This is a genomic window from Patulibacter sp. NPDC049589 (genome assembly GCF_040675535.1).
Classification (GTDB): domain Bacteria; phylum Actinomycetota; class Thermoleophilia; order Solirubrobacterales; family Solirubrobacteraceae; genus Patulibacter.
In genome coordinates this window covers 1-17449 of record NZ_JBFAPC010000122.1, presented here as the reverse complement: position 1 = coordinate 17449, position 17449 = coordinate 1, and the positions used below count along the sequence as shown (strand labels likewise).

Sequence of the window (17449 nt, the reverse complement as noted above, 5' to 3'; positions counted from 1 at the left end):
GTGCCGTGCAGCTCGCTGATCGGCGCGACGTAGCGCTCGCGGACGGCGTAGGTGCCGACGCCCTGGACCCGCTCGCCGACGCCGCCACGGCCCGCCGCCTGCGCGTCCGGACGGGCACCGTCCTGGCCCGCGTCAGCGCCGGCGCCCGCCGCGCCGGCGACGTCCGCCTGCGCCTGAAGGTCACATCGGCGCTGCGCACGAAGGTCCGGAAGGCGACCCGCCTGACCGGCACGCTGCGCGTCCGCACCACGTCCGCGACCGGGCCCGCCACCGCCACGAAGCGGGTCACGATCCGGCGCTGAGCGCCGGGCGCCGCCCCACCGCGTCTCCGCTTCCGCGGGGCATCCGCCCCACCCATTCCATCCCCCCGACCCAGGAACCACCAGTGCGCCGTCCCCAGATCTCGACCACCCTCGTCGCCGCCGCGACGACGTTCGCCCTGCTCGCGGGCGCCGCCCCCGCCGGGGCCGCCGACGTCGTCGGCCGCTCCTTCCGGGCGCCCGTCCCCACCGGCTGGACCACCGCGAGCACCGACCGGAGCGGCGTCCGGACGTTCTCCCTCGCCTCGAAGGGCCGGCTGAGCGCAGCGAACGTCCCCGCGCGCGGCCGGCTGGGGCTGGCCACGCTGGAGGCCCCGCTCCGCGGGAAGGGCCGGCGCCTGTCGGTGTCCGCCCTCGCCGACGCGATCATCGGCGTCCCGACCGGCGCGACCGACGTGCGCCGGGTCGGCCGCGGCGGCACGAAGGTCGCCGGCGCCAAGGCCGTCTCCGTTCGGCTGACCTTCCGCTTTCGCGGCCGGCGGATCTACCAGCACGACCTCGTGACCCGTCGGGGCAACCGCGTGATCTTCATCGAGGCGATCTCCGACGTCTCCCGGCGATCCGCGGCCGTCCGGGAGCTCCACACCTACGTCGGCGGGTGGCGCTGGCGCTGATCCGCCGCGCCCGGGCGGCCCCCGCCGCCGGCGGTGCGGCCGGCGGTGCGGCGTCGCACCGCGGCCCCGTCAGCCCTGCAGCCCCTCGTCCTCCGGCCGCCCGAACGCCACGTTGAGCGCCTGGATCGCCTGGCTCGAGGTGCCCTTCCACAGGTTGTCGATCGTCGCGAAGACCAGGACGTGGCCCGAGCGGGGGTCGACGTGGGTGCGGATCCGGGCGTGGTTGGAGGCCTGGACGTCGCGCATGCCGGGCTCGGCGGTGGTCAGCTCGACGAACGGCTCGGAGCCGTAGGCCTCGCGGAAGAGGTCGGCGACCTCGCCGGCCGTGACCGGGCGGTTGGTGCGGACGTAGGCGGAGATCAGCTCGCCCTGGTCGACCGGCACGAGGTGCGGGACGAAGACCGGCTGGATCTCGGCGGCCATGCCCAGGGCCGCGAGCTCCTGGCGGATCTCGGGCTGGTGGCGGTGGCCGCCGACGCCGTAGGCGTGCACGTTCTCCGACACGTCGACGTAGTGCGTCGTCCGCGCGAGCTTGCGGCCGGCGCCGGAGACGCCGGTCTTCGCGTCGACGATCACGTCCTGCAGCAGCCCGGCGCGCGCGAGCGGCGCCAGGCCGAGGATCGTCGCGGTCGGGAAGCAGCCCGGCCCGGCGATCAGGCGGCCGGCCTCGCGGACGCCCGAGAGCGCCTCGCGGTGGATCTCCGGCAGCCCGTAGACCGCGGTGCCGAAGAGGTCCGGAGCGACGTGGACGTCGCCGTACCAGTCGCGGTAGACCGCGTCGTCGGTGAGGCGGAAGTCCGCCGAGAGGTCGAGGACGACGAGCCCCTGGGCGTGCAGCGCGGCGACGGCCTCGCTCGACGCCCCGTGCGGGTAGCCGACGATCGCGACGTCGTGCGTCGCGCCGATGCGGTCGAGGTCCGGGTCCGTGAGGACGACCGGGACGCGGTGGTGCGGGTAGAGCTCGTCCAGCCGCATGCCGGCCTCGGCGCGGGCGGTGATCTCGCCCAGCTCGAACGACGGGTGGCGGTGGATCAGCCGGGCCGCGAGCGCGCCCGCGAAGCCCGAGGCCCCAAGGACCGCGACCCGCGGACGCGACGTCGCGCGGGCCGGCGGCGTGCCGTCGTAGGCGACGCCGAAGGCGACGTTGTCAGCCACGGGAGACCTCCGTCGACGACGAGGGGCCGGCGGCGGTCCCGCCCCGGTCACCCACGGAGCACCCCGCCGACCTTCTGAGACAGCGCGCCGACGATCTTGTCGCGGGTCCCGCCGATCTCGTCCTCGGCGAGCGTGCGGTCCGCCGCGCGCAGGCGCACGTGGAGCGCCAGGGACACCTGGCCGTCCGGGACGCCCTTGCCGCGGTACGCGTCGAAGACCGAGACGTCCTCGAGCAGCGCGCCGCCGGCCTTGCGGGCGACCGCGACGACCTGCGCGGCGGTGACCTCCTCGGCGACGAGGACGGCGAGGTCGAAGCGCGCGTCCGGGAACGCGCCGACGGGCCGGAACGTCCGGGCCTCGGGCGCCAGCGGCAGCAGCTTGTCGAGGTCGATCAGGAACGTCGCGACCTGCGGCAGGTCCCAGCGGCCGGCGACGCGCGGGTGAACCTCGCCGAGCAGGCCGACGACCGTCGCGTCCGGCCCCACGGTCACCCGTGCGGAGCGGCCGGGGTGCAGGAACGCGACCTCGTCCGTCGCCTCGACGGCCCAGTCGTCGATCCGCAGGGCGCCCATCAGCGCCTCCAGCAGGCCCTTGGCCGCGAACAGGTCGTCCTGCACCAGCGCCGCGACGGCGAGGTGCTCGTACGGCATGTCGGGGCGGTCGGGGTCCGGCGCGTCGCGGAAGACCGTGCCGGTCTCGAAGATCCGCAGGGCGTCGACGCCGCGCGTGCGGTTGTGCCGCGCGATGTCCAGCAGCGAGATCAGGATCGACGGGCGCAGGACCGCCTGGTCCTCGCTCAGCGGGTTGTCGAGGACGACCGCGGCGGACCGGGGGTCGTCCTCGGACAGGCCGAGCCGGCCGGCGGCGCCGGCGTCCGTGAACGACCAGCCGACGACCTCCTGCAGGCCCCGGCCGACGAGGACGTCCTCGACGCGCCGGCGGGCGCGCTGGCGCGGGGTCAGGCGCGCGGCCGCCGCGCGGCGGCGGGTCGGCAGCGTCGGCTCGAGGTCGGCGACGACGCCGAGGCGGGCGATCTCCTCGATCACGTCGATCTCGCGCGTGACGTCGGCGCGACGCTCGGCCGGGACGACGATCTGCAGCGTGCCGGTGCCGGCGGGCGCGTCGGGCTCGGCGTCGGTGACCGAGAAGCCCAGCGCGTCGAGCAGCTCCGTCTGCCGCGGGCGCGGGACGGGCGTGCCGAGGATCCGCTCGACGCGGGCCTCGCGCACGGACAGCGGCGGCAGCACGACGGCGGGGTTCCAGGTGCCGGCCGACAGCGTGCCGCCGACCCGGCGGGCGCCGACCGTCTCGCGCAGCAGCCGGGTGGCGAGCGCCTGCGACCAGTCGACCTGCTCGGGTGCCAGGCCCTTGGCGTTGCGCGACGCGGCCTCGCTGAAGAGGTCGAGCCGGTGCGCGGTCCGGTGGATCGTCGGGCCGTCCCAGGAGGCGACCTCGAGCAGCACGCGGGTCGTGCCCTCGTGGACCTCGGAGCGCGCGCCGCCCATGACGGCGGCCAGCGACGTCGGGCCGTCGGCGTCGTCGATGACGAGCTCGCCGGCCTTCAGCGTGCGGGTCGTGCCGTCGAGCGTCCCGAGCTGCTCGCCGTCCTCGGCCTCGCGGACGATCAGCGTCCCGCCGGCGACGCGGTCGGCGTCGAAGGCGTGCAGCGGCTGGCCGGTCACGAGCATCACGTAGTTCGTGATGTCGACGACGTTGTTGATCGGGCGCATGCCCGCGGCGGACAGCCGCGCCTGCATCCACAGCGGCGACGGGCCGATGACGACGCCCTCGAACAGACGCAGCGTGAAGCGCGGGCAGCGGGGCGTCCGCACCACGAGCGAGAAGCCCTCGATCGCGTCGCCGGCGGCGTCGGTCGCGGCGGTGGTGCCCTCCGTCGCGTCCTCCCCCGGTCCCGCGGTCGTGCCGGCGGCCTCGGCGCCGGCGGCCGTCCACGGCGCGGGCCGCAGGGCGGCGCCGGACGACGCGGCGACCTCGCGGGCGATCCCGTAGAGCCCCAGGCAGTCGGGGCGGTTCGGGGTGATCTCGAGGTCGAGGACGTCGTCAGCGTGGGCCAGGACGTCGGTCAGCGGCGTGCCGGGGGCGATCTCGGCCGCGCCCGGGAGGACCGCGTCCAGCGCCAGGATGCCGTCGTGCTCCTCGCCGATCCCGAGCTCGCGGGCGGAGCAGATCATCCCGTTGGACGCGACGCCGCGGAGCTTCGCCTTCTTGATCTTCAGGCCGCCGGGCATGACGGCCCCGACGGTCGCGACGCCGACCACGAGGCCCGCGGCGACGTTCGGCGCGCCGCAGACGATCTGGGACGGCTCGTCGGCGCCGATGTCGACGGTCGTCACGCGCAGGCGGTCGGCGTCGGGGTGCGGCTCGCAGGTCAGCACGCGGCCGACGAGGATCCGCTCCGGGGTCTCGACGCCGTGGTGGATCAGGCGATCCAGCTCGGTGCCGGTGACGTTCAGGCGCGCCGCGACCTCCGTCGCGTCGCGGCCGTCCAGGTCGACGTACTCGCCGAGCCAGCTCAGGGGCGCCTTCATGCGTACTGCTCCAGCAGTCGGACGTCGTTCTCGTACAGCGGGCGCAGGTCGCTCAGCCCGTAGCGCAGCATCGCGATGCGCTCGATCCCCATCCCGAAGGCGAAGCCCTGGACCCTCTCCGGATCGAACTCCGGGCGGCCGACGGCCGACAGCACGTTCGGGTCGACCATGCCGGAGCCCAGGATCTCGATCCAGCCGGTGCCCTTGCAGAGCGGGCAGCGGGAGCGGTCCTTCAACACGCCGGTGCCGCCGCAGAGGTGGCAGGAGACGTCGATCTCGACGCTCGGCTCGGTGAACGGGAAGAAGTGCGGGCGCAGGCGGATCTCGCGGTCCGGGCCGAAGATCGCGCGGGCGAAGCTCAGGAGCACGCCCTTGAGATCGGCCAGCGTCGTGTCCGTGTCGATCCACAGGCCCTCGACCTGGTGGAACTGCGGCGTGTGCGTCGCGTCGCTGTCGGGCCGGTAGACGCGGCCGGGGACGATGATCGCCACGGGCGGCTCGGCGCGCTCCATGTGACGCACCTGCATCGGCGAGGTGTGCGTGCGCAGCAGGCGCTGGACGTCGCCCTCCAGACGCGGCGACGGGGCCAGGTAGAACGTGTCCGCGCGGTCGCGCGCGGGGTGGTTCTCCGCGTGGTTGAGCGCGTCGAAGTTGTAGTGGACCGTCTCGGTCTCGGGCCCCTCGACGACGTCGAACCCGAGCCCGAGGAAGATGTCCTCGATGTCGCGGCGCACGCGCGTCAGCAGGTGCAGGCCGCCGACCGCCTCGGAGCGACCGGGCAGGGTGACGTCGACGCGGTCGGCGATGAGCTGCGCGTCGAGCTCGGACGCCTGCAGCTCGGCCACGCGGGCGTCGATCGCCGCCTGCAGCGCCTGACGGGCCTGGTTGGCGGCCTTGCCGACGATCCCGCGCTGTGCGGGCTCGAGCTTGGAGACGTCGCGCAGCAGGTTCGGCAGCTCCGCCTTGCGCCCGAGGTGCGCCACGCGGAGCTCCTCGAGCTCGTCGGTCGTGGTGGCCGCGGCGACGGCGGCTTCCCCCGCGGCGCGGAGCTCGGCGATCCGTTCTTGCATCGCGGCCAAGCGTATCGATGCGTCCCCGAGATCCCGGGCTCCCCCGGCGGCACCCCCGCAGGGTTCGAATCGCCCGCGTCCGAGGGCGGTTCGGTGCGACGGTTCGTCGCATGCGGGCAACCACGGGGCGTGCGCGGCGTCGTAGGCTTGGGGGCCGTGGGACCCGCCGGGGACACCGACCTCATCGGCCGCGACGTCGAGCGCTCGCTCCTCGCCGCCCTGGTGGCCGACGCCCGAGCCCGCCGATCGGGCGGCGCGCTGCTGGTGGAGGGCACATCCGGGACGGGCAAGAGCGCGCTGCTCGCCGCGGTCGACGTCGCGGGGGTGCGATCACTCGAGGTGGTCGGGGTCGAGAGCGAGATCGACCTCGCGTTCGCCGGCCTGACCGAGCTGCTGCACCCGCTCGTCGGGCGCATCGACGGCCTCGGCGACGGTCAGGCGGCCCTGCTGCGCAGCGCGCTGGGGCTGGCCGACGGGTTCGTCGGCGAGGCCCCGTCGGCCGAGCTGTCGCACGCGGTGCTGGCGCTGCTCCAGGACGCCGCGGCGGCCGGGCCGGTCGTGCTGCTCGTCGACGACGTCCAGTGGCTGGACCCGGCGTCGCGCGACGTCGTCCGCTTCGTGGCGCGGCGGGCCGCGCGGATCGGCGTGGCGGTCCTGGCCGTCCGGTCGCTGCGGGCCGACCTGCACGCCGAGCCCTGGCCGGGCGTGGACGTGCTCCCGCTCGGCGACCTGGCCCGCTCCGACGCCCTGCGCCTGGCGCGCCGCCAGGGCCTCGCCGCGACGGTGGCCGAGGCGCTGGTCGACGCGGTCGGCGGCAACCCCCTGGCGCTCGTCCAGGCGCCGGCCCAGCTCACCGCCGACCAGCGCAGCGGCCACGAGGTGCTGCCGTCCCCGCTGCCGGCCGGCGAGCGCCTCCAGCGCCTGGCGGCCTCGCGGGTCGCCGCGCTCCCGGTGGCCGTGCGCGACGCGCTGCTGCTGGCGGCCGCCAGCGGCGACGGCGAGGCCGACGCGATCGGCACGGCGCTGGGCGGGCTGCGGATCCTCGGCCCGGCGGAGGACGCGGGGCTCGTCGAGCTCGCGCCGCGGCGCGTGCGCTTCACGCACCCGAGCATCCGCTCGGCCGTCTACCACGCGGCGAGCCCGAGCCGCCGCCGCGACGCGCACCTGGCGCTGGCCGACGCGACGTCGGGTCCCCGCCGGGCCTGGCACCGCGCCGTCGCCGCGCCCGCGGTCGACGAGGACGTCGCGGCGGAGCTCGAGGCGCTCGGCGCCGACGCCCGGCGCCGCGGGGCGCCGGCGACGGCCTCGGCGATGCTCCAGCGCGCGGCGGAGCTCACGCCCGACGCCGGGCCGGCCTTCGGGCGGACCCTCGGGGCCGCGTCGGCGGCCACCGTCGCGGGGGACCCCGGCCGGGCGCTGCACCTCCTCGACCCGCTGCTGGCGAGCGCCCCGGACCCGGGCCGGCGTGCCGACGTCCAGCTGCTGCGCGGGATGGCCCTGCTGCAGGACGGGCGCCCGTCGGAGGCCTTCGAGCTCCTGGAGGCCGAGGCGAACGCGGTCGAGGCGACCGACCCGGGCCGCGCGGGGATGCTGCTCGTCCAGGCCTGCGTCGCGCTCGTCTCCCACGGATCGATCGAGCGCCTGGCAGCGCTGACCGCGCGCACGACCGACCTCGTCCCGGAGGTGCTGAAGGTCGTCCCGGACACGCTGCACGCGCAGGCCCTCGTGGCGCTCGGGGCGCACGCCGAGGCGCGGGCGCTCCTGCTGCGCCACCGCGCCGAGCTCGCGAAGCTCGACCCCGTCGGGCCGCTGTCGGACCTGCTGTCGGTCGCCGCGCTCTCCCACGTCTGGATGGAGGACCACGACGTCGCCGACGCCCTGCTGACCAGCCTGACGCGCCGTGCCCGCGAGGCGGGCGCCGTCCACGCGCTGGCGCTCCCGCTCGCCGTCCACAGCGGCCTGCACCGCCGGCGCGGGCGGTGGGACCGGGCGGAGGCGTGCGCGGCCGAGGCGGTCGCGATCGTCGACGACGCCGCCGCCGGCGGGTTCGCGGCGAGCTTCGCCTTCGCCATGGCGGCGCTGCTCGACAGCCAGCGGGGCCGGGCGGCCAGCTGCGCCGCCCACGCCGGCCGGGTGCTCGACCACAACAGCGCGCTGCAGGTCACGACGACGCTGTCGTGCGGCGAGCAGGCGCTGGGCCAGCTGGCCCTGTCCGCCGGGGACGCCGCGACCGCGGTCGTCCATCTGCGCCGGGCCCTCGACCACGCGCGGACGCTCGGCTGGCGGGACCCGTCCCAGCTCTACACGGAGGCGGACCTCGCCGAGGCCCTGGTCCGCAGCGGCGCCGCTGCGGGCGCGACGACGGTCGTCGAGGAGCTCGCGGTCTCGGCCGAGCGCACCGGTGGCGCCTGGGCGGCGGCCGCCGCGGCGCGCTGCCGGGCGCTCGTGGCCGACGACGACGCGCTCGACGCGCTGCTGGCGACGGCCCTGGCCGCGCACGCCCGAGTGACGTTGCCGTTCGAGCTGGCCCGCACGCAGTTGGCCTTCGGCGAGCGCCTGCGCCGGGCGCGGCGGCGGGTCGACGCACGGGCGTTGCTCGCCGAGGCGCAGGCGACGTTCGTCGCGCTCGGCGCCGAGCTCTGGGCCGCCCGTGCCGCCGCCAGCTCGCGGCCTGCGGCGGGCCGCGGGCGACGGTCGCGTCGCCCCACCCCCACGACGACCTCACGCCGCGCGAGCGCGAGGTCTGCGCCCTGGTCGCCGGCGGGGCGAGCAACCGCGAGGTCGCGCAGACGCTGTTCCTCTCGCCCCGCACCGTCGAGCACCACCTGCGCCTCGCCTACCGCAAGCTCGGCGTGCGGTCGCGGACCGAGCTCGTGCGCGTCTGGATTGCGGCGGACGCCGCCCACGACGACGGGCGCGCCGCGGCGGACTGAGGTGCCGCCCCGCAACGGCGGAGGCCCCGCGTCGCGGGGCCTCCGGTACCGATGGCGAGACCCGGACTCGATCCGGGGACACCACGATTTTTCAGGCGGCCGAACGGAGGCCTCATTTTGTGGATTTGCAGGGCTTGCTGCGGCCCGGCTGGAGGCCGGTTATGCGTCGTTGTCCAGCAGTGCTCCGAGGTACGCGGTCGGTGACAGGTGTTTCCGCGCCGCCTCGGCCGCCAGGCTGCGGATGTCCACACCCGCACCGCGCCGATCCTGTCGATGCTGCCCGGCGTTCCCGAAAGGGCGTCGCACGACGACGTCAGGCACGGCACCTCGAGCCTCTTCGCGGCGCTGGACGTCGCGACGGGCAAGGTGGTCGGCTCGACCCGTGCCACGCACCGGGCGGTCGAGTTCAAGAAGATCCTGATCAAGAACGAGGACCAGATCCCCGCGGAACTCGACGTGCGCTCGGGTCCTATTCAGGCGCCGGCTGCGTCGTCGCTGGCACCATCGGGGCAGACGCCCTCGCACAGCGCATCGATGAGCGCAAGTTCCCGACGCGCCCCGGCAGGCCCTTGAGCGAGAAGCTCCGCAGGCTCGGAGTCCTCCAACATCGGATCCGACGTGAACAGCCAGTCGCGCGCGGCCTGGGGTTCGAGAACCCCAGCGAGCGCTTCCAGAACCGCCGCGACCCCTGCTTGGAGGTCATCCGTCTCACCGCACCGACCCCGACACGAGGCAAGGCTAGACAGCAGCGAGTTCGACGGCCCACGCAGCGAAGAACCCGCGCATCGTCGCGACGAGCTCGGGCTCTGCGGGTAGCTCCTCGTCGCTGAAGCGGCCCAACGTCGTGAGCATCTGGGCGAGCACGAGCCGGTCGAACCCAGGGTCGACCTGTTCGGCTTCCGTGAGGAGCAGCTCCTTGCCGAAGCGCTGCGCGAGAACGAAGACGTCAGCGAAGTCGCGGGCCGCGGCCCGGCCGAAGAGGGCGAGGAGCTTGCGCGCGGCGAGCTCGGCCGGAGCGAGCGTCGGACCGAGCACGGTCACGGTCGGTGGCGATGTGGGCGCGGAGTCCACGGCGAGGTCGACGAGGAGGTCTTCGGGTCCGTGGATGACCAAGCGACAGAAGGTCGTCGTGTCGCGGATCGTGGTCGCTGTCCAACCTCGGTCGCCTATCGCTCCGAGGAGCGCGTCGCGTCCGGTGCGCACCGAGTCAATCGGCGCATGCGCGAACAGATCGAGGTCATGGGTCGGTCGGGCGGTGAGTTCGCTGGCCACCAGTGCAGCACCGCCGGCGAGGAGGTATCCGTCGGACTCGGGGAGCGAGAAGAACAGGCGGGCGACCTCGCGCTGAAACTCGGTGAGGGCCGAAGCGCCCAACGCTACGCCGCCGGTGTCGCAGTCACGGGGTCACAGCCGACTGGACGACGCGCGCCCATGCCGACCTGATCGCGGAAGGCACGACGAGCTCGTCCCAGAGGTCTACCAGCAGGGCACCGTCGATATAGCGCAGGACGTCCTCCCCGGTGCCCTCACGCAGAACGGTCTCGTACACACGCACGCGGTCGGCGCGATCACGCAGATCGAACCGGCGACCCAGCTCCGACCAGTTGAGGTGCAGCGGCAGTTCAACGACCGCGAGCGCCTGCTCGACGGAGAGACGGGGAAGGGCGGTCGGGACGATCGCGGTGCGGCCGTGCCCGATCGGATGCTCGACGAACTCGATCCGCGGCTGGAGCGCCAGATCGAAACCGGCGGCACCCGCGATCCTCGCGGCGGTCTCCACATTCGGTGACTTGCGACCGTGCTCGTAGGCCGAGAGGGTCGGGCGGGAGGTGCCAGCGCGCTTGGCCAACACTTCCTGGGAGACGCCCGCCGCATGACGGGCATGCGTGAGAAGACCGGCTGCGATCACCCGGACAGTGTATCTGATTGAATACTCTAGCGGGCCGAATTGGCCGGGCCCTGGGCCGCCATCGGGCCACGAACCCCAGAATGTGGCGCCGAAACGGGCATATCACCCCCGCCCCAAGGACGAAGGAGGCCCTGCTCTGCAGGGCCTCCTCGGCGATGGCGAGACCCGGACTCGAACCGGGGACACCACGATTTTCAGTCGTGTGCTCTACCAACTGAGCTATCCCGCCGAGGCGGCCGCGCAGTCTATCCGTCGGCGGTGCGGGCGAGCTCGTAGAGCGCGACCGTCGCCGCCATCGCCGCGTTCAGCGACTCCGCACCGGCGATCGGCAGGTGCGCCGTCCGATCACACGCGGCGATCACGTCGTCGGGCAGGCCCTCGCGCTCGGCGCCCACCAGCAGGCTGAGTCCGCCGTCCGCCGCCGGGTCGACCAGGCCGGGCCGGAGGACCTCGCCGGCGCGCAGGACGAGCGCGACGGACGTGCCGGGCAGGTCCTCCGGACCCTCCGCGCGGGCCAGCGGCACGGCGAAGACGGACCCCATGCTGGCGCGGACGGCCTTCGGCGCGTACGGATCGGCGGTGTCGGGCCCGATCGACACGCACGACGCGCCCAGGGCGTGCGCGGCCCGGATCGCGGTGCCGACGTTGCCCGGATCCTTCAGGCCGTGCAGGTGCAGGCAGCGCGGCCCGACGGCCGTCTCCAGCCAGCGCTGGCGGTAGATCCCGATCGCGCGGGTGCCGGAGCCCAGCGACGAGGCGCCGTCCAGCAGCGCGGGGTCGACCTCGGTGCCCTGGAGGCCCGCGCCGGCGTGGACGAGCACGTCCTCGGCTTCCCAGCCCGCGTCCGCCGCCGCGGCGACGAGATCCTCGCCCTCGGCGACGAACAATCCCGTCCGCGTGCGCTCGCGCTTGCGGTTCAGGAGGACCCGGACCTGCTTGAGCCGGGGGTTCTGGTGCGAGTTGATGACGGACATGGAGGACGACGGGTGCGGTGGTCGGCCGGGCCGGCGCGATGCGTACGCGCGGACGGACGGCCCGGAACGCAGAACGGGCGCCCCGTGGGACGCCCGTTCTGGAAGCTGGGTGCCGGCCCGAGGGGCCGGCGGCTGCTCGCTAGGCCGCGGCCTTGGCCGAGAGCGCGTCCTTGGCGACCGAGGTGAAGGCCGTGAAGGCCTCCGGGTCGCGGACGGCGAGGTCGGCGAGGTTCTTGCGGTCGACCTCGATGCCGGCCAGGATCAGGCCGTGGACGAGCTGACCGTAGGTCAGGTCGTTCAGGCGCGCCGCGGCGTTGATGCGCGTGATCCACAGGCGACGGAAGTCGCGCTTGCGGTTGCGGCGATCGCGGTACGCGTAGACGCCGGCCTTGAGCCCGGCCTCCTTCGACTCGCGATACGTGTTGTTCGCGCGGCCGACGTAGCCCTTCGACCGCTCGAGGCTTGCACGCCGCTTCTTCTTGGCGTGGAGGGAACGCTTGACGCGGGTCATCAGCCGTCTCCGAGGAGCCGCTTGATCCGGGGCGTGTCAGCCTCGGACATGATGGCGGCGTTGGCGAACTTGCGCTTGCGCTTCTGCGACTTCTTTCCCAGGATGTGGGAGGACATCGCGTGGCGGGCGGAGACCTTTCCGGTCCCGGTCCGCTTGAAGCGCTTCTTGGCGCCCGAGTGTGTCTTCTGCTTGGGCATGCGAATCGGTGATTGTGCCAGATGGCGGTGGGCCGTGCGTGGCGGTACGGCGCACGAACGGCGGAACGGGCCGGGGAACGTCCGGGCGGGGCGGCGAAGCGCCCCGCGAACCGAAGTCCGCGGTGATGACGGGGATCCGACGATCCCTGCCCGGGGCGCCAGAAGCGCCGCTGCAGACATCTTGAACTACCTGCAATCCGCGTGCGTCGCGGTCCCGGTCGACCCGGTCGCGACGCCCGCGGGGCGGGAGGCGCTCCCCGGCGGGGAACGGCCCTCCTCGGACTAGGACGCGGGCGCGTCCTGGGCCTCGGGCACCTCGGCGGTGGACGACTCCTCCTCCGGGGCGTCCGCGGCGACGGGCGCCTCCGCCTCGGCCTCGGACTCCGCCTCGACCTCGGCCGGCGACGCGTCGCCGTCCTCGCCCGGGACGTCGTCCGGGTGGGTCGGGGCCTCGCCACCGACGACGATGCCGGCGTTGTCGTCGGCCTCGGCCTCGGCCGCGAGCTCCTCCGCCGTCGGCGGCACCTTCGGCGCCCAGGTGCCGTTGATGACCTCCTTCGAGGGGGAGAGCATCATGGTCATGTTGCGGCCCTCGAGCGAGGGGCGCTGATCGACCTGGCAGATGTCGTCGAGGTCGATGACCAGGCGCTCGAGCAGGTCACGGCCGCGCTCGGGGTGCGTGACCTCGCGGCCACGGAACATGATCGTGACCTTGACCTTGTCCTTGCCCTTCAAGAACCGGATCACGTGCCCCTTCTTGGTGGCGTAGTCGTGATCCGCGATCTTCGGCCGGAACTTGATCTCCCGGGTGACGACCTGCGTCTGGTGCTTCTTGGCGACCTTCTTCTTCTGCGCCTGCTCGTACTTGTACTTCGAGTAGTCGAGCACGCGGCAGACCGGAGGGCGGGCCGTGGCGGCCACCTCGACGAGGTCGAGGTCCTTCGACTGGGCGTAGCGGAGGGCGTCCTCCGTCCGCATGACGCCCGCCTGGTTCCCGTTCTCGTCGATGACGCGAACTTCGGGGACCCGGATCCGGTCGTTGACACGAGTCGTGTCACGTTCCGGCGGACGGCGGTCGAACCTGCGCGGAACCGGCACTAGGAGGAAATGATCGCGGAGCGCAGAGCCTGCGCACGCGAGGTATCGCGAATAAACAAGAAACAGACTGTAGCGCAGACGGGGCCGCGTGCCGGGGTGGTTTTGCGCGTACGCCGCGACCACGCCGACGGACGGCGGTCGGACGAGCCCCTCAGCGGTCTCCCCTACGCTCCCGGACGTGCGTCTGCTCTTCGTCTGCCTGGGCAACATCTGCCGGTCGCCGACCGCCGAGGGCGTCATGGCCGACCTGCTCGCCCGCGAGGGCCTGGAGGACGTGATCGAGGTGGACTCGGCGGGCACCGGCTCGTGGCACGTCGGGGGCGCGCCGGACGAGCGGGCCACGGCCGCGGCGGCCGAGCGGGGCATCGCCCTGACCAGCCGCGCCCGTCAGGTCTCCCCCGCGGACCTCACGTCGTTCGACCTCGTCCTCGCGATGGACGCGCGCAACGCCGCCGACCTGCGCGCGCTGGCGCCGGACGACGCGGCCCGCGACCGGGTCCGGCTGCTGCGCTCGTACGACCCGGCGTCGGCCGCGGCCGGCGACCTTGACGTCCCCGACCCGTACTACGGCGCCGGCGACGGCTTCGCGCTCGTGCTCGACCAGGTCCAGGCCGCGTGCGCCGGGCTGCTCGAGGAGATCCGGCCGCAGACGTGAGCGACGGTCTGCGCAGCGCGCTGGGCGTCGAGGTCGCCTCGCTGACGCCGGTCGCCGGCGAGGCCCCGGACGACGCTGTCCGGGGCGGCAACGGCGCGCGGGCGCCGGCGATCCGGCGCCGCTACGGCTGAGCGGGCTCGCCGGCCTCGAGCGCCGTGCGCTCGCGGACCGCGGAGCCCAGGCGCGCCGCGACGTCCGCGACCGGCGCCGCCGGCTCCTCGCGCCCGCCGTGGTGGCGGAGCGTCAGCGTGTGGGCCTCGGCCTCGGTGTCGCCGATGACCGCCATCAGCGGGACCTTCGCCAGCTCGGTCTCGCGGATCTTGCGGCCGACCGTCTCCGTACGTCCGTCGACGACGACCCGCAGGCCGGCGCCCTTCAGCTCCTTCGCGATCGCGTGCGCGGCGTCGGCGTGGCGGTCGGAGACCGTCAGCAGCGTCACGTGCGCGGGCTGGAGCCAGAACGGCAGCTCGCCGCCGGTGTGCTCGAGCAGGATCCCGATGAAGCGCTCGTACGAGCCGAGCAGGGCGCGGTGCAGGACGACCGGCCGGTGGTCCGAGTTGTCCGCGCCCGTGTAGACGAGGTCGAAGCGCTCGGGCGCCTGGTAGTCGATCTGGACCGTGCCGAGCTGCCAGGAGCGGCCGAGCGAGTCGCGGAACTGGATGTCGATCTTCGGGCCGTAGAACGCGCCGTCGCCGTCGTGGACGACGTAGGGCAGGCCGTTGTTCTCCAGCGCCGTGCGCAGGTCGCCCTCGGCCTTGTCCCACATCTCGTCGGAGCCCAGGCGGTTCTCCGGGCGCGTCGAGAGCTCGTAGGTGAAGTCGGCGGCGTCGAAGCCGAAGAGGTCGTACGTGTCCTGCGCGAACCGCAGGCAGGCGGTGACCTCGTCCTGGATCTGGTCCTCCATGACGAACAGGTGCGCGTCGTCCTGGCAGAACTGGCGGACCCGCATCAGGCCGTGGAGGGCGCCGGAGAGCTCGTTGCGGTGCAGCAGGCCGGGCTCGGAGAAGCGCACGGGCATGTCGCGCCAGCTCCAGCGGGTCTGGCGGTAGAGCTCGTAGTGGCCCGGGCAGTTCATCGGCTTGAAGCCCATGGTCGGCTCGATGGTGACGCCGTCCTCGTCCTCCGTCCCGTGGTCGTGCGTGGACGTGAGGAACATGTCGTCCCGGTACTTGTCCCAGTGGCCCGAGGTCTTCCAGAGGGAGGCGTCGAAGAGCTGCGGCGTCTTGACCTCGGTGTAGCCGCGGTCGTCGCCCATCTCGCGCGACAGCGCGACGAGCTCGTTGAAGATGCGGGTGCCCGACGGGGTCCAGAACGCGGAGCCGGGAGCGGCCTCGCTGAAGTGGTAGAGCCCGAGCTCCTTGCCGAGCTTGCGGTGGTCGCGCTGGCGGGCGAGCTCGAGGCGCTCGAGGTGGGCCGTCAGCTCCTTCTTCTTGAAGAACGCGGTGCCGTAGATCCGGACGAGCTGCTGGCGGTCGGAGTCGCCGCGCCAGTAGGCGCCCGCGATCGACTGCAGCTTGAACGCGCCGATGCGCTTGGTGCCCGGGCCGTGCGGGCCGCGGCAGAGGTCCGTGAACGGGCCGTTGGTGTAGAGCGAGACGGTCTCGACCGGCGCGTCGGCCGGGGCGTTCTTGACGAGGTCCTCGATCAGCTCGACCTTGTACGGCTGGTCCTCGGCCTTGAACCGCTCCAGGGCGACCGCGACGGAGACGTCCTCGCGGGCGAAACGCTCGTCCGCGCTGACGTGCTCCTTCATCTTCGCCTCGATCGTGGCGAAGTCGGCGTCGTTCAGGACCACGCCGTCCGGGAACTGGAAGTCGTAGTAGAAGCCGTTCTCGATCGGCGGGCCGATCGCGATCTTCGTGCCGGGATAGAGGTCGAGGATCGCCGCGGCCAGCACGTGGGCCGTGTCGTGGCGGATCAGCTCGAGGGCCTCGTCGGAGCGCTCGGTGATGATCCCGATCTCCGCGCCGTCCTCCAGCGGGCGGTCGAGGTCGCGCTGCTCGCCGTTGACCGTGATCGCCAGCGCGGCCCGGGCCAGGCCGGGGCCGATCGCCAGGGCGGCGTCCGTGCCCGTCGCCCCGTCGGAGAGCTCGAGCACCTTGCCGTCGGGAAGCGTCACCTGCATGTGGTCCAGCGTATTCCAGGCGGGCGCGCGGCCGCCCGGCGCCTGCCCGGCGTCGTCCGGACGGGTTCGTGCCCGGATCGCGGGCACCGCGGCGCCCGTCCCGGAGCGGTGCCCGGGACCCCCGGTGCGGCAGGGGACCGCTCGTATGCTGGCCCGATGGACCACGAGCTGCTGCGCGCCGAGTTCCCCGTCCTCTCGGAGCTCACGTACCTGAACGCCGGCACGTGCGGTCCCCTCCCGCGCGCCGCCGGCGCCGCGACCACCGTCCTGCTGCACGAGGCCGAGCGGCGCGGACGCGACGGCGCGCACTACGGCGGGCTCGTCGCCGCCCAGGACGAGCGACGCGCGCGCTACGCGTCGCTGATCGGCGGCCGGCCCCAGGACGTCGCCCTCACGTCGTCGACGACGGAGGGCATCGTCCGCGTGCTCCAGGGCCTCGACTGGTCGCCCGGCGACGAGGTCCTGGTCGCCGAGCAGGAGCACGCCGGGCTGCTCGGGCCCCTCGCCGCGCTCGTGGCGCAGCGCGGCGTGGCCGTGCGCAGCGCCCCGCTGGAGGGGATCGTCGAGGCCGTCGGGCCGGGCACGAGGCTCGTGGCCTGCTCGCACGTCCGCTGGACGGACGGGGCGCTCGCGCCGGCCGCGCTGGCGGACCTCGCCGGCGAGGTGCCCGTGCTCCTCGACGGGGCGCAGGGGGCCGGCGCGATCCACGTGGACGTCGCCGCGCTGGGCTGTGCGTACTACGCCGCGTCGGGCCAGAAGTGGCTCTGCGGCCCGATCGGGACGGGGTTCCTGTGGGTGCACCCCGGCCGGCGGGCGGAGCTGCAGGTGCGGGCCCCCGGGTACGGCAACCTCGCCACCCCGTACGGCGGCCTCGCCACCGAGCCCTGGGACGACGCCCGCGCCCTCGACGCGCTCACGATGTCCGCCGAGTCGTCGGTGGGGGCCGTCGTCGCGATGGACGTGCTCGGCGAGGCCGGCTGGGACGCGGTCGTCGGCCGCGCCGCGGACCTGGCCGCCGAGCTCGCCGGGCTGCTGGAGGCGTCGGGGCGCACCGTCGCGCCCCGCGGCCGCACGACGCTCGTGTCCTGGAGCGAGGCGGACCCGGCCGCCACGCGGGACCGGCTCGCCGCCGCGGGCGTCGTCGTCCGCGACCTGCCCGGGACGGACCTGCTGCGGGCGTCGGTCGGCGCGTGGAACGACGCGCGGGATCTGCAGCGGCTGATGGACGTGCTCGCGGGCTGACCCCGCGGGCCGCGGACTCGAGCGACCCCATCGGCTGTGGCTCGTCGGGATCGAGGTGCCGCAGCGCCGCCAGCTGCGACGGCGGCAGATCGAGGTC

Annotated in this window: 16 protein-coding genes, 1 tRNA gene and 2 pseudogenes; 8 read left to right on the top strand and 11 right to left on the bottom strand. The window is 74.3% G+C overall.

Annotation, left to right across the window (positions count from 1 at the left end; translation table 11 throughout):
• Together AB0L40_RS19795 and AB0L40_RS19790 are read left to right on the top strand one after the other, a co-directional pair.
• Positions 1 to 302, top strand: a 302-nt coding sequence (locus AB0L40_RS19795) for a hypothetical protein (protein ID WP_364358485.1), incomplete at its 5' end; no start/stop codon positions are given.
• A gap of 83 nt (positions 303 to 385) precedes the next feature.
• On the top strand, positions 386 to 934 hold the full coding sequence (locus AB0L40_RS19790; protein ID WP_364358482.1) for a hypothetical protein: 549 nt from the start codon (positions 386 to 388) through the stop codon (positions 932 to 934).
• Positions 935 to 1003: 69 nt separating this feature from the next.
• Here the strand turns inward: AB0L40_RS19790 and argC are convergent, their stop codons facing one another.
• Genes argC through pheS form a run of 3 tightly spaced genes read right to left on the bottom strand, consistent with a single transcriptional unit; the run spans position 1004 to position 5708 of the window.
• Positions 1004 to 2089, bottom strand: coding sequence for an N-acetyl-gamma-glutamyl-phosphate reductase (gene argC / locus AB0L40_RS19785; protein WP_364358479.1), 1086 nt, complete (start codon positions 2087 to 2089; stop codon positions 1004 to 1006).
• 47 nt (positions 2090 to 2136) lie between these two features.
• Positions 2137 to 4638, bottom strand: coding sequence for a phenylalanine--tRNA ligase subunit beta (gene pheT, locus AB0L40_RS19780; RefSeq protein ID WP_364358476.1), 2502 nt, complete (start codon positions 4636 to 4638; stop codon positions 2137 to 2139).
• Positions 4635 to 5708, bottom strand: a complete 1074-nt coding sequence (gene pheS, locus AB0L40_RS19775) for a phenylalanine--tRNA ligase subunit alpha (protein ID WP_364358473.1) — start codon at positions 5706 to 5708, stop codon at positions 4635 to 4637. The genes pheT and pheS overlap by 4 nt, the downstream gene beginning before the upstream one ends.
• Between pheS and AB0L40_RS19770 the strand changes: the two are divergent.
• The 3 genes and pseudogenes from AB0L40_RS19770 to AB0L40_RS19760 all read left to right on the top strand — a co-directional run.
• Positions 5613 to 6335, top strand: a pseudogene (locus AB0L40_RS19770) (ATP-binding protein); the annotation flags it as partial. The gene pheS and the pseudogene AB0L40_RS19770 sit on opposite strands and share 96 nt — an antisense overlap.
• The gene (locus AB0L40_RS19765) at positions 6290 to 8641 is read left to right on the top strand and encodes a helix-turn-helix transcriptional regulator (RefSeq protein ID WP_364358488.1); all 2352 of its coding nucleotides are present in this window, start codon (positions 6290 to 6292) and stop codon (positions 8639 to 8641) included. The pseudogene AB0L40_RS19770 and the gene AB0L40_RS19765, both read left to right, overlap by 46 nt.
• 252 nt (positions 8642 to 8893) lie before the next feature.
• Positions 8894 to 9010: pseudogene (locus AB0L40_RS19760) on the top strand (IS630 family transposase); the annotation flags it as partial.
• 369 nt (positions 9011 to 9379) lie between these two features.
• Here AB0L40_RS19760 and AB0L40_RS19755 read toward each other — a convergent pair.
• The 7 genes from AB0L40_RS19755 to infC form a co-directional block, all read right to left on the bottom strand.
• Positions 9380 to 10015 (bottom strand): nucleotidyl transferase AbiEii/AbiGii toxin family protein, encoded by a 636-nt coding sequence (locus AB0L40_RS19755; RefSeq protein ID WP_364358470.1) that lies wholly within the window; start codon positions 10013 to 10015, stop codon positions 9380 to 9382.
• Between the two features lie 22 nt (positions 10016 to 10037).
• A complete protein-coding gene (locus AB0L40_RS19750; protein WP_364358467.1) occupies positions 10038 to 10550 on the bottom strand; it encodes a helix-turn-helix transcriptional regulator in 513 nt (170 codons plus the stop codon).
• Positions 10551 to 10706: 156 nt separating this feature from the next.
• Positions 10707 to 10779, bottom strand: a tRNA-Phe gene (locus tag AB0L40_RS19745).
• 16 nt (positions 10780 to 10795) lie between these two features.
• Positions 10796 to 11524 carry an RNA methyltransferase gene (locus AB0L40_RS19740; protein ID WP_364358464.1) on the bottom strand — a complete coding sequence of 243 codons (729 nt, stop codon included), beginning with the start codon at positions 11522 to 11524 and terminating at the stop codon, positions 10796 to 10798.
• A 139-nt stretch (positions 11525 to 11663) separates the two neighbouring features.
• Positions 11664 to 12035, bottom strand: a complete 372-nt coding sequence (gene rplT / locus AB0L40_RS19735; protein WP_364358461.1) for a 50S ribosomal protein L20 — start codon at positions 12033 to 12035, stop codon at positions 11664 to 11666.
• Positions 12035 to 12232, bottom strand: coding sequence for a 50S ribosomal protein L35 (gene rpmI, locus AB0L40_RS19730; protein ID WP_364358458.1), 198 nt, complete (start codon positions 12230 to 12232; stop codon positions 12035 to 12037). The genes rplT and rpmI overlap by 1 nt, the downstream gene beginning before the upstream one ends.
• Before the next feature lie 282 nt (positions 12233 to 12514).
• On the bottom strand, positions 12515 to 13330 hold the full coding sequence (gene infC, locus AB0L40_RS19725) for a translation initiation factor IF-3 (protein ID WP_364358455.1): 816 nt from the start codon (positions 13328 to 13330) through the stop codon (positions 12515 to 12517).
• 178 nt (positions 13331 to 13508) lie between these two features.
• On the opposite strand from infC, the gene AB0L40_RS19720 reads away from it, so the two are divergent.
• Together AB0L40_RS19720 and AB0L40_RS19715 are read left to right on the top strand one after the other, a co-directional pair.
• Positions 13509 to 13985 (top strand): low molecular weight protein-tyrosine-phosphatase, encoded by a 477-nt coding sequence (locus tag AB0L40_RS19720; RefSeq protein ID WP_364358453.1) that lies wholly within the window; start codon positions 13509 to 13511, stop codon positions 13983 to 13985.
• The gene (locus AB0L40_RS19715; protein ID WP_364358450.1) at positions 13982 to 14116 is read left to right on the top strand and encodes a hypothetical protein; all 135 of its coding nucleotides are present in this window, start codon (positions 13982 to 13984) and stop codon (positions 14114 to 14116) included. The genes AB0L40_RS19720 and AB0L40_RS19715 overlap by 4 nt, the downstream gene beginning before the upstream one ends.
• Here AB0L40_RS19715 and thrS read toward each other — a convergent pair.
• The gene (thrS, locus tag AB0L40_RS19710) at positions 14107 to 16110 is read right to left on the bottom strand and encodes a threonine--tRNA ligase (protein ID WP_364358447.1); all 2004 of its coding nucleotides are present in this window, start codon (positions 16108 to 16110) and stop codon (positions 14107 to 14109) included. The genes AB0L40_RS19715 and thrS overlap by 10 nt on opposite strands.
• 156 nt (positions 16111 to 16266) lie before the next feature.
• Between thrS and AB0L40_RS19705 the strand changes: the two genes are divergently transcribed.
• Positions 16267 to 17352: an aminotransferase class V-fold PLP-dependent enzyme gene (locus AB0L40_RS19705; RefSeq protein WP_364358444.1), complete on the top strand. Its 1086-nt coding sequence runs from the start codon at positions 16267 to 16269 to the stop codon at positions 17350 to 17352.
• The last annotated feature ends 97 nt before the right edge of the window (positions 17353 to 17449 follow it).

What these genes read in the sequence shown, in the direction of transcription:
- pheT (WP_364358476.1), bottom strand. Translation starts at nt 4,638, where the DNA reads ATGAAGGCGCCCCTGAGCTGGCTCGGCGAGTACGTCGACCTGGACGGC.
- pheS (WP_364358473.1), bottom strand. Translation starts at nt 5,708, where the DNA reads ATGCAAGAACGGATCGCCGAGCTCCGCGCCGCGGGGGAAGCCGCCGTC.
- AB0L40_RS19740 (WP_364358464.1), bottom strand. Translation starts at nt 11,524, where the DNA reads ATGTCCGTCATCAACTCGCACCAGAACCCCCGGCTCAAGCAGGTCCGG.
- rplT (WP_364358461.1), bottom strand. Translation starts at nt 12,035, where the DNA reads ATGACCCGCGTCAAGCGTTCCCTCCACGCCAAGAAGAAGCGGCGTGCA.
- rpmI (WP_364358458.1), bottom strand. Translation starts at nt 12,232, where the DNA reads ATGCCCAAGCAGAAGACACACTCGGGCGCCAAGAAGCGCTTCAAGCGG.
- thrS (WP_364358447.1), bottom strand. Translation starts at nt 16,110, where the DNA reads ATGCAGGTGACGCTTCCCGACGGCAAGGTGCTCGAGCTCTCCGACGGG.
- AB0L40_RS19705 (WP_364358444.1), top strand. Translation starts at nt 16,267, where the DNA reads ATGGACCACGAGCTGCTGCGCGCCGAGTTCCCCGTCCTCTCGGAGCTC.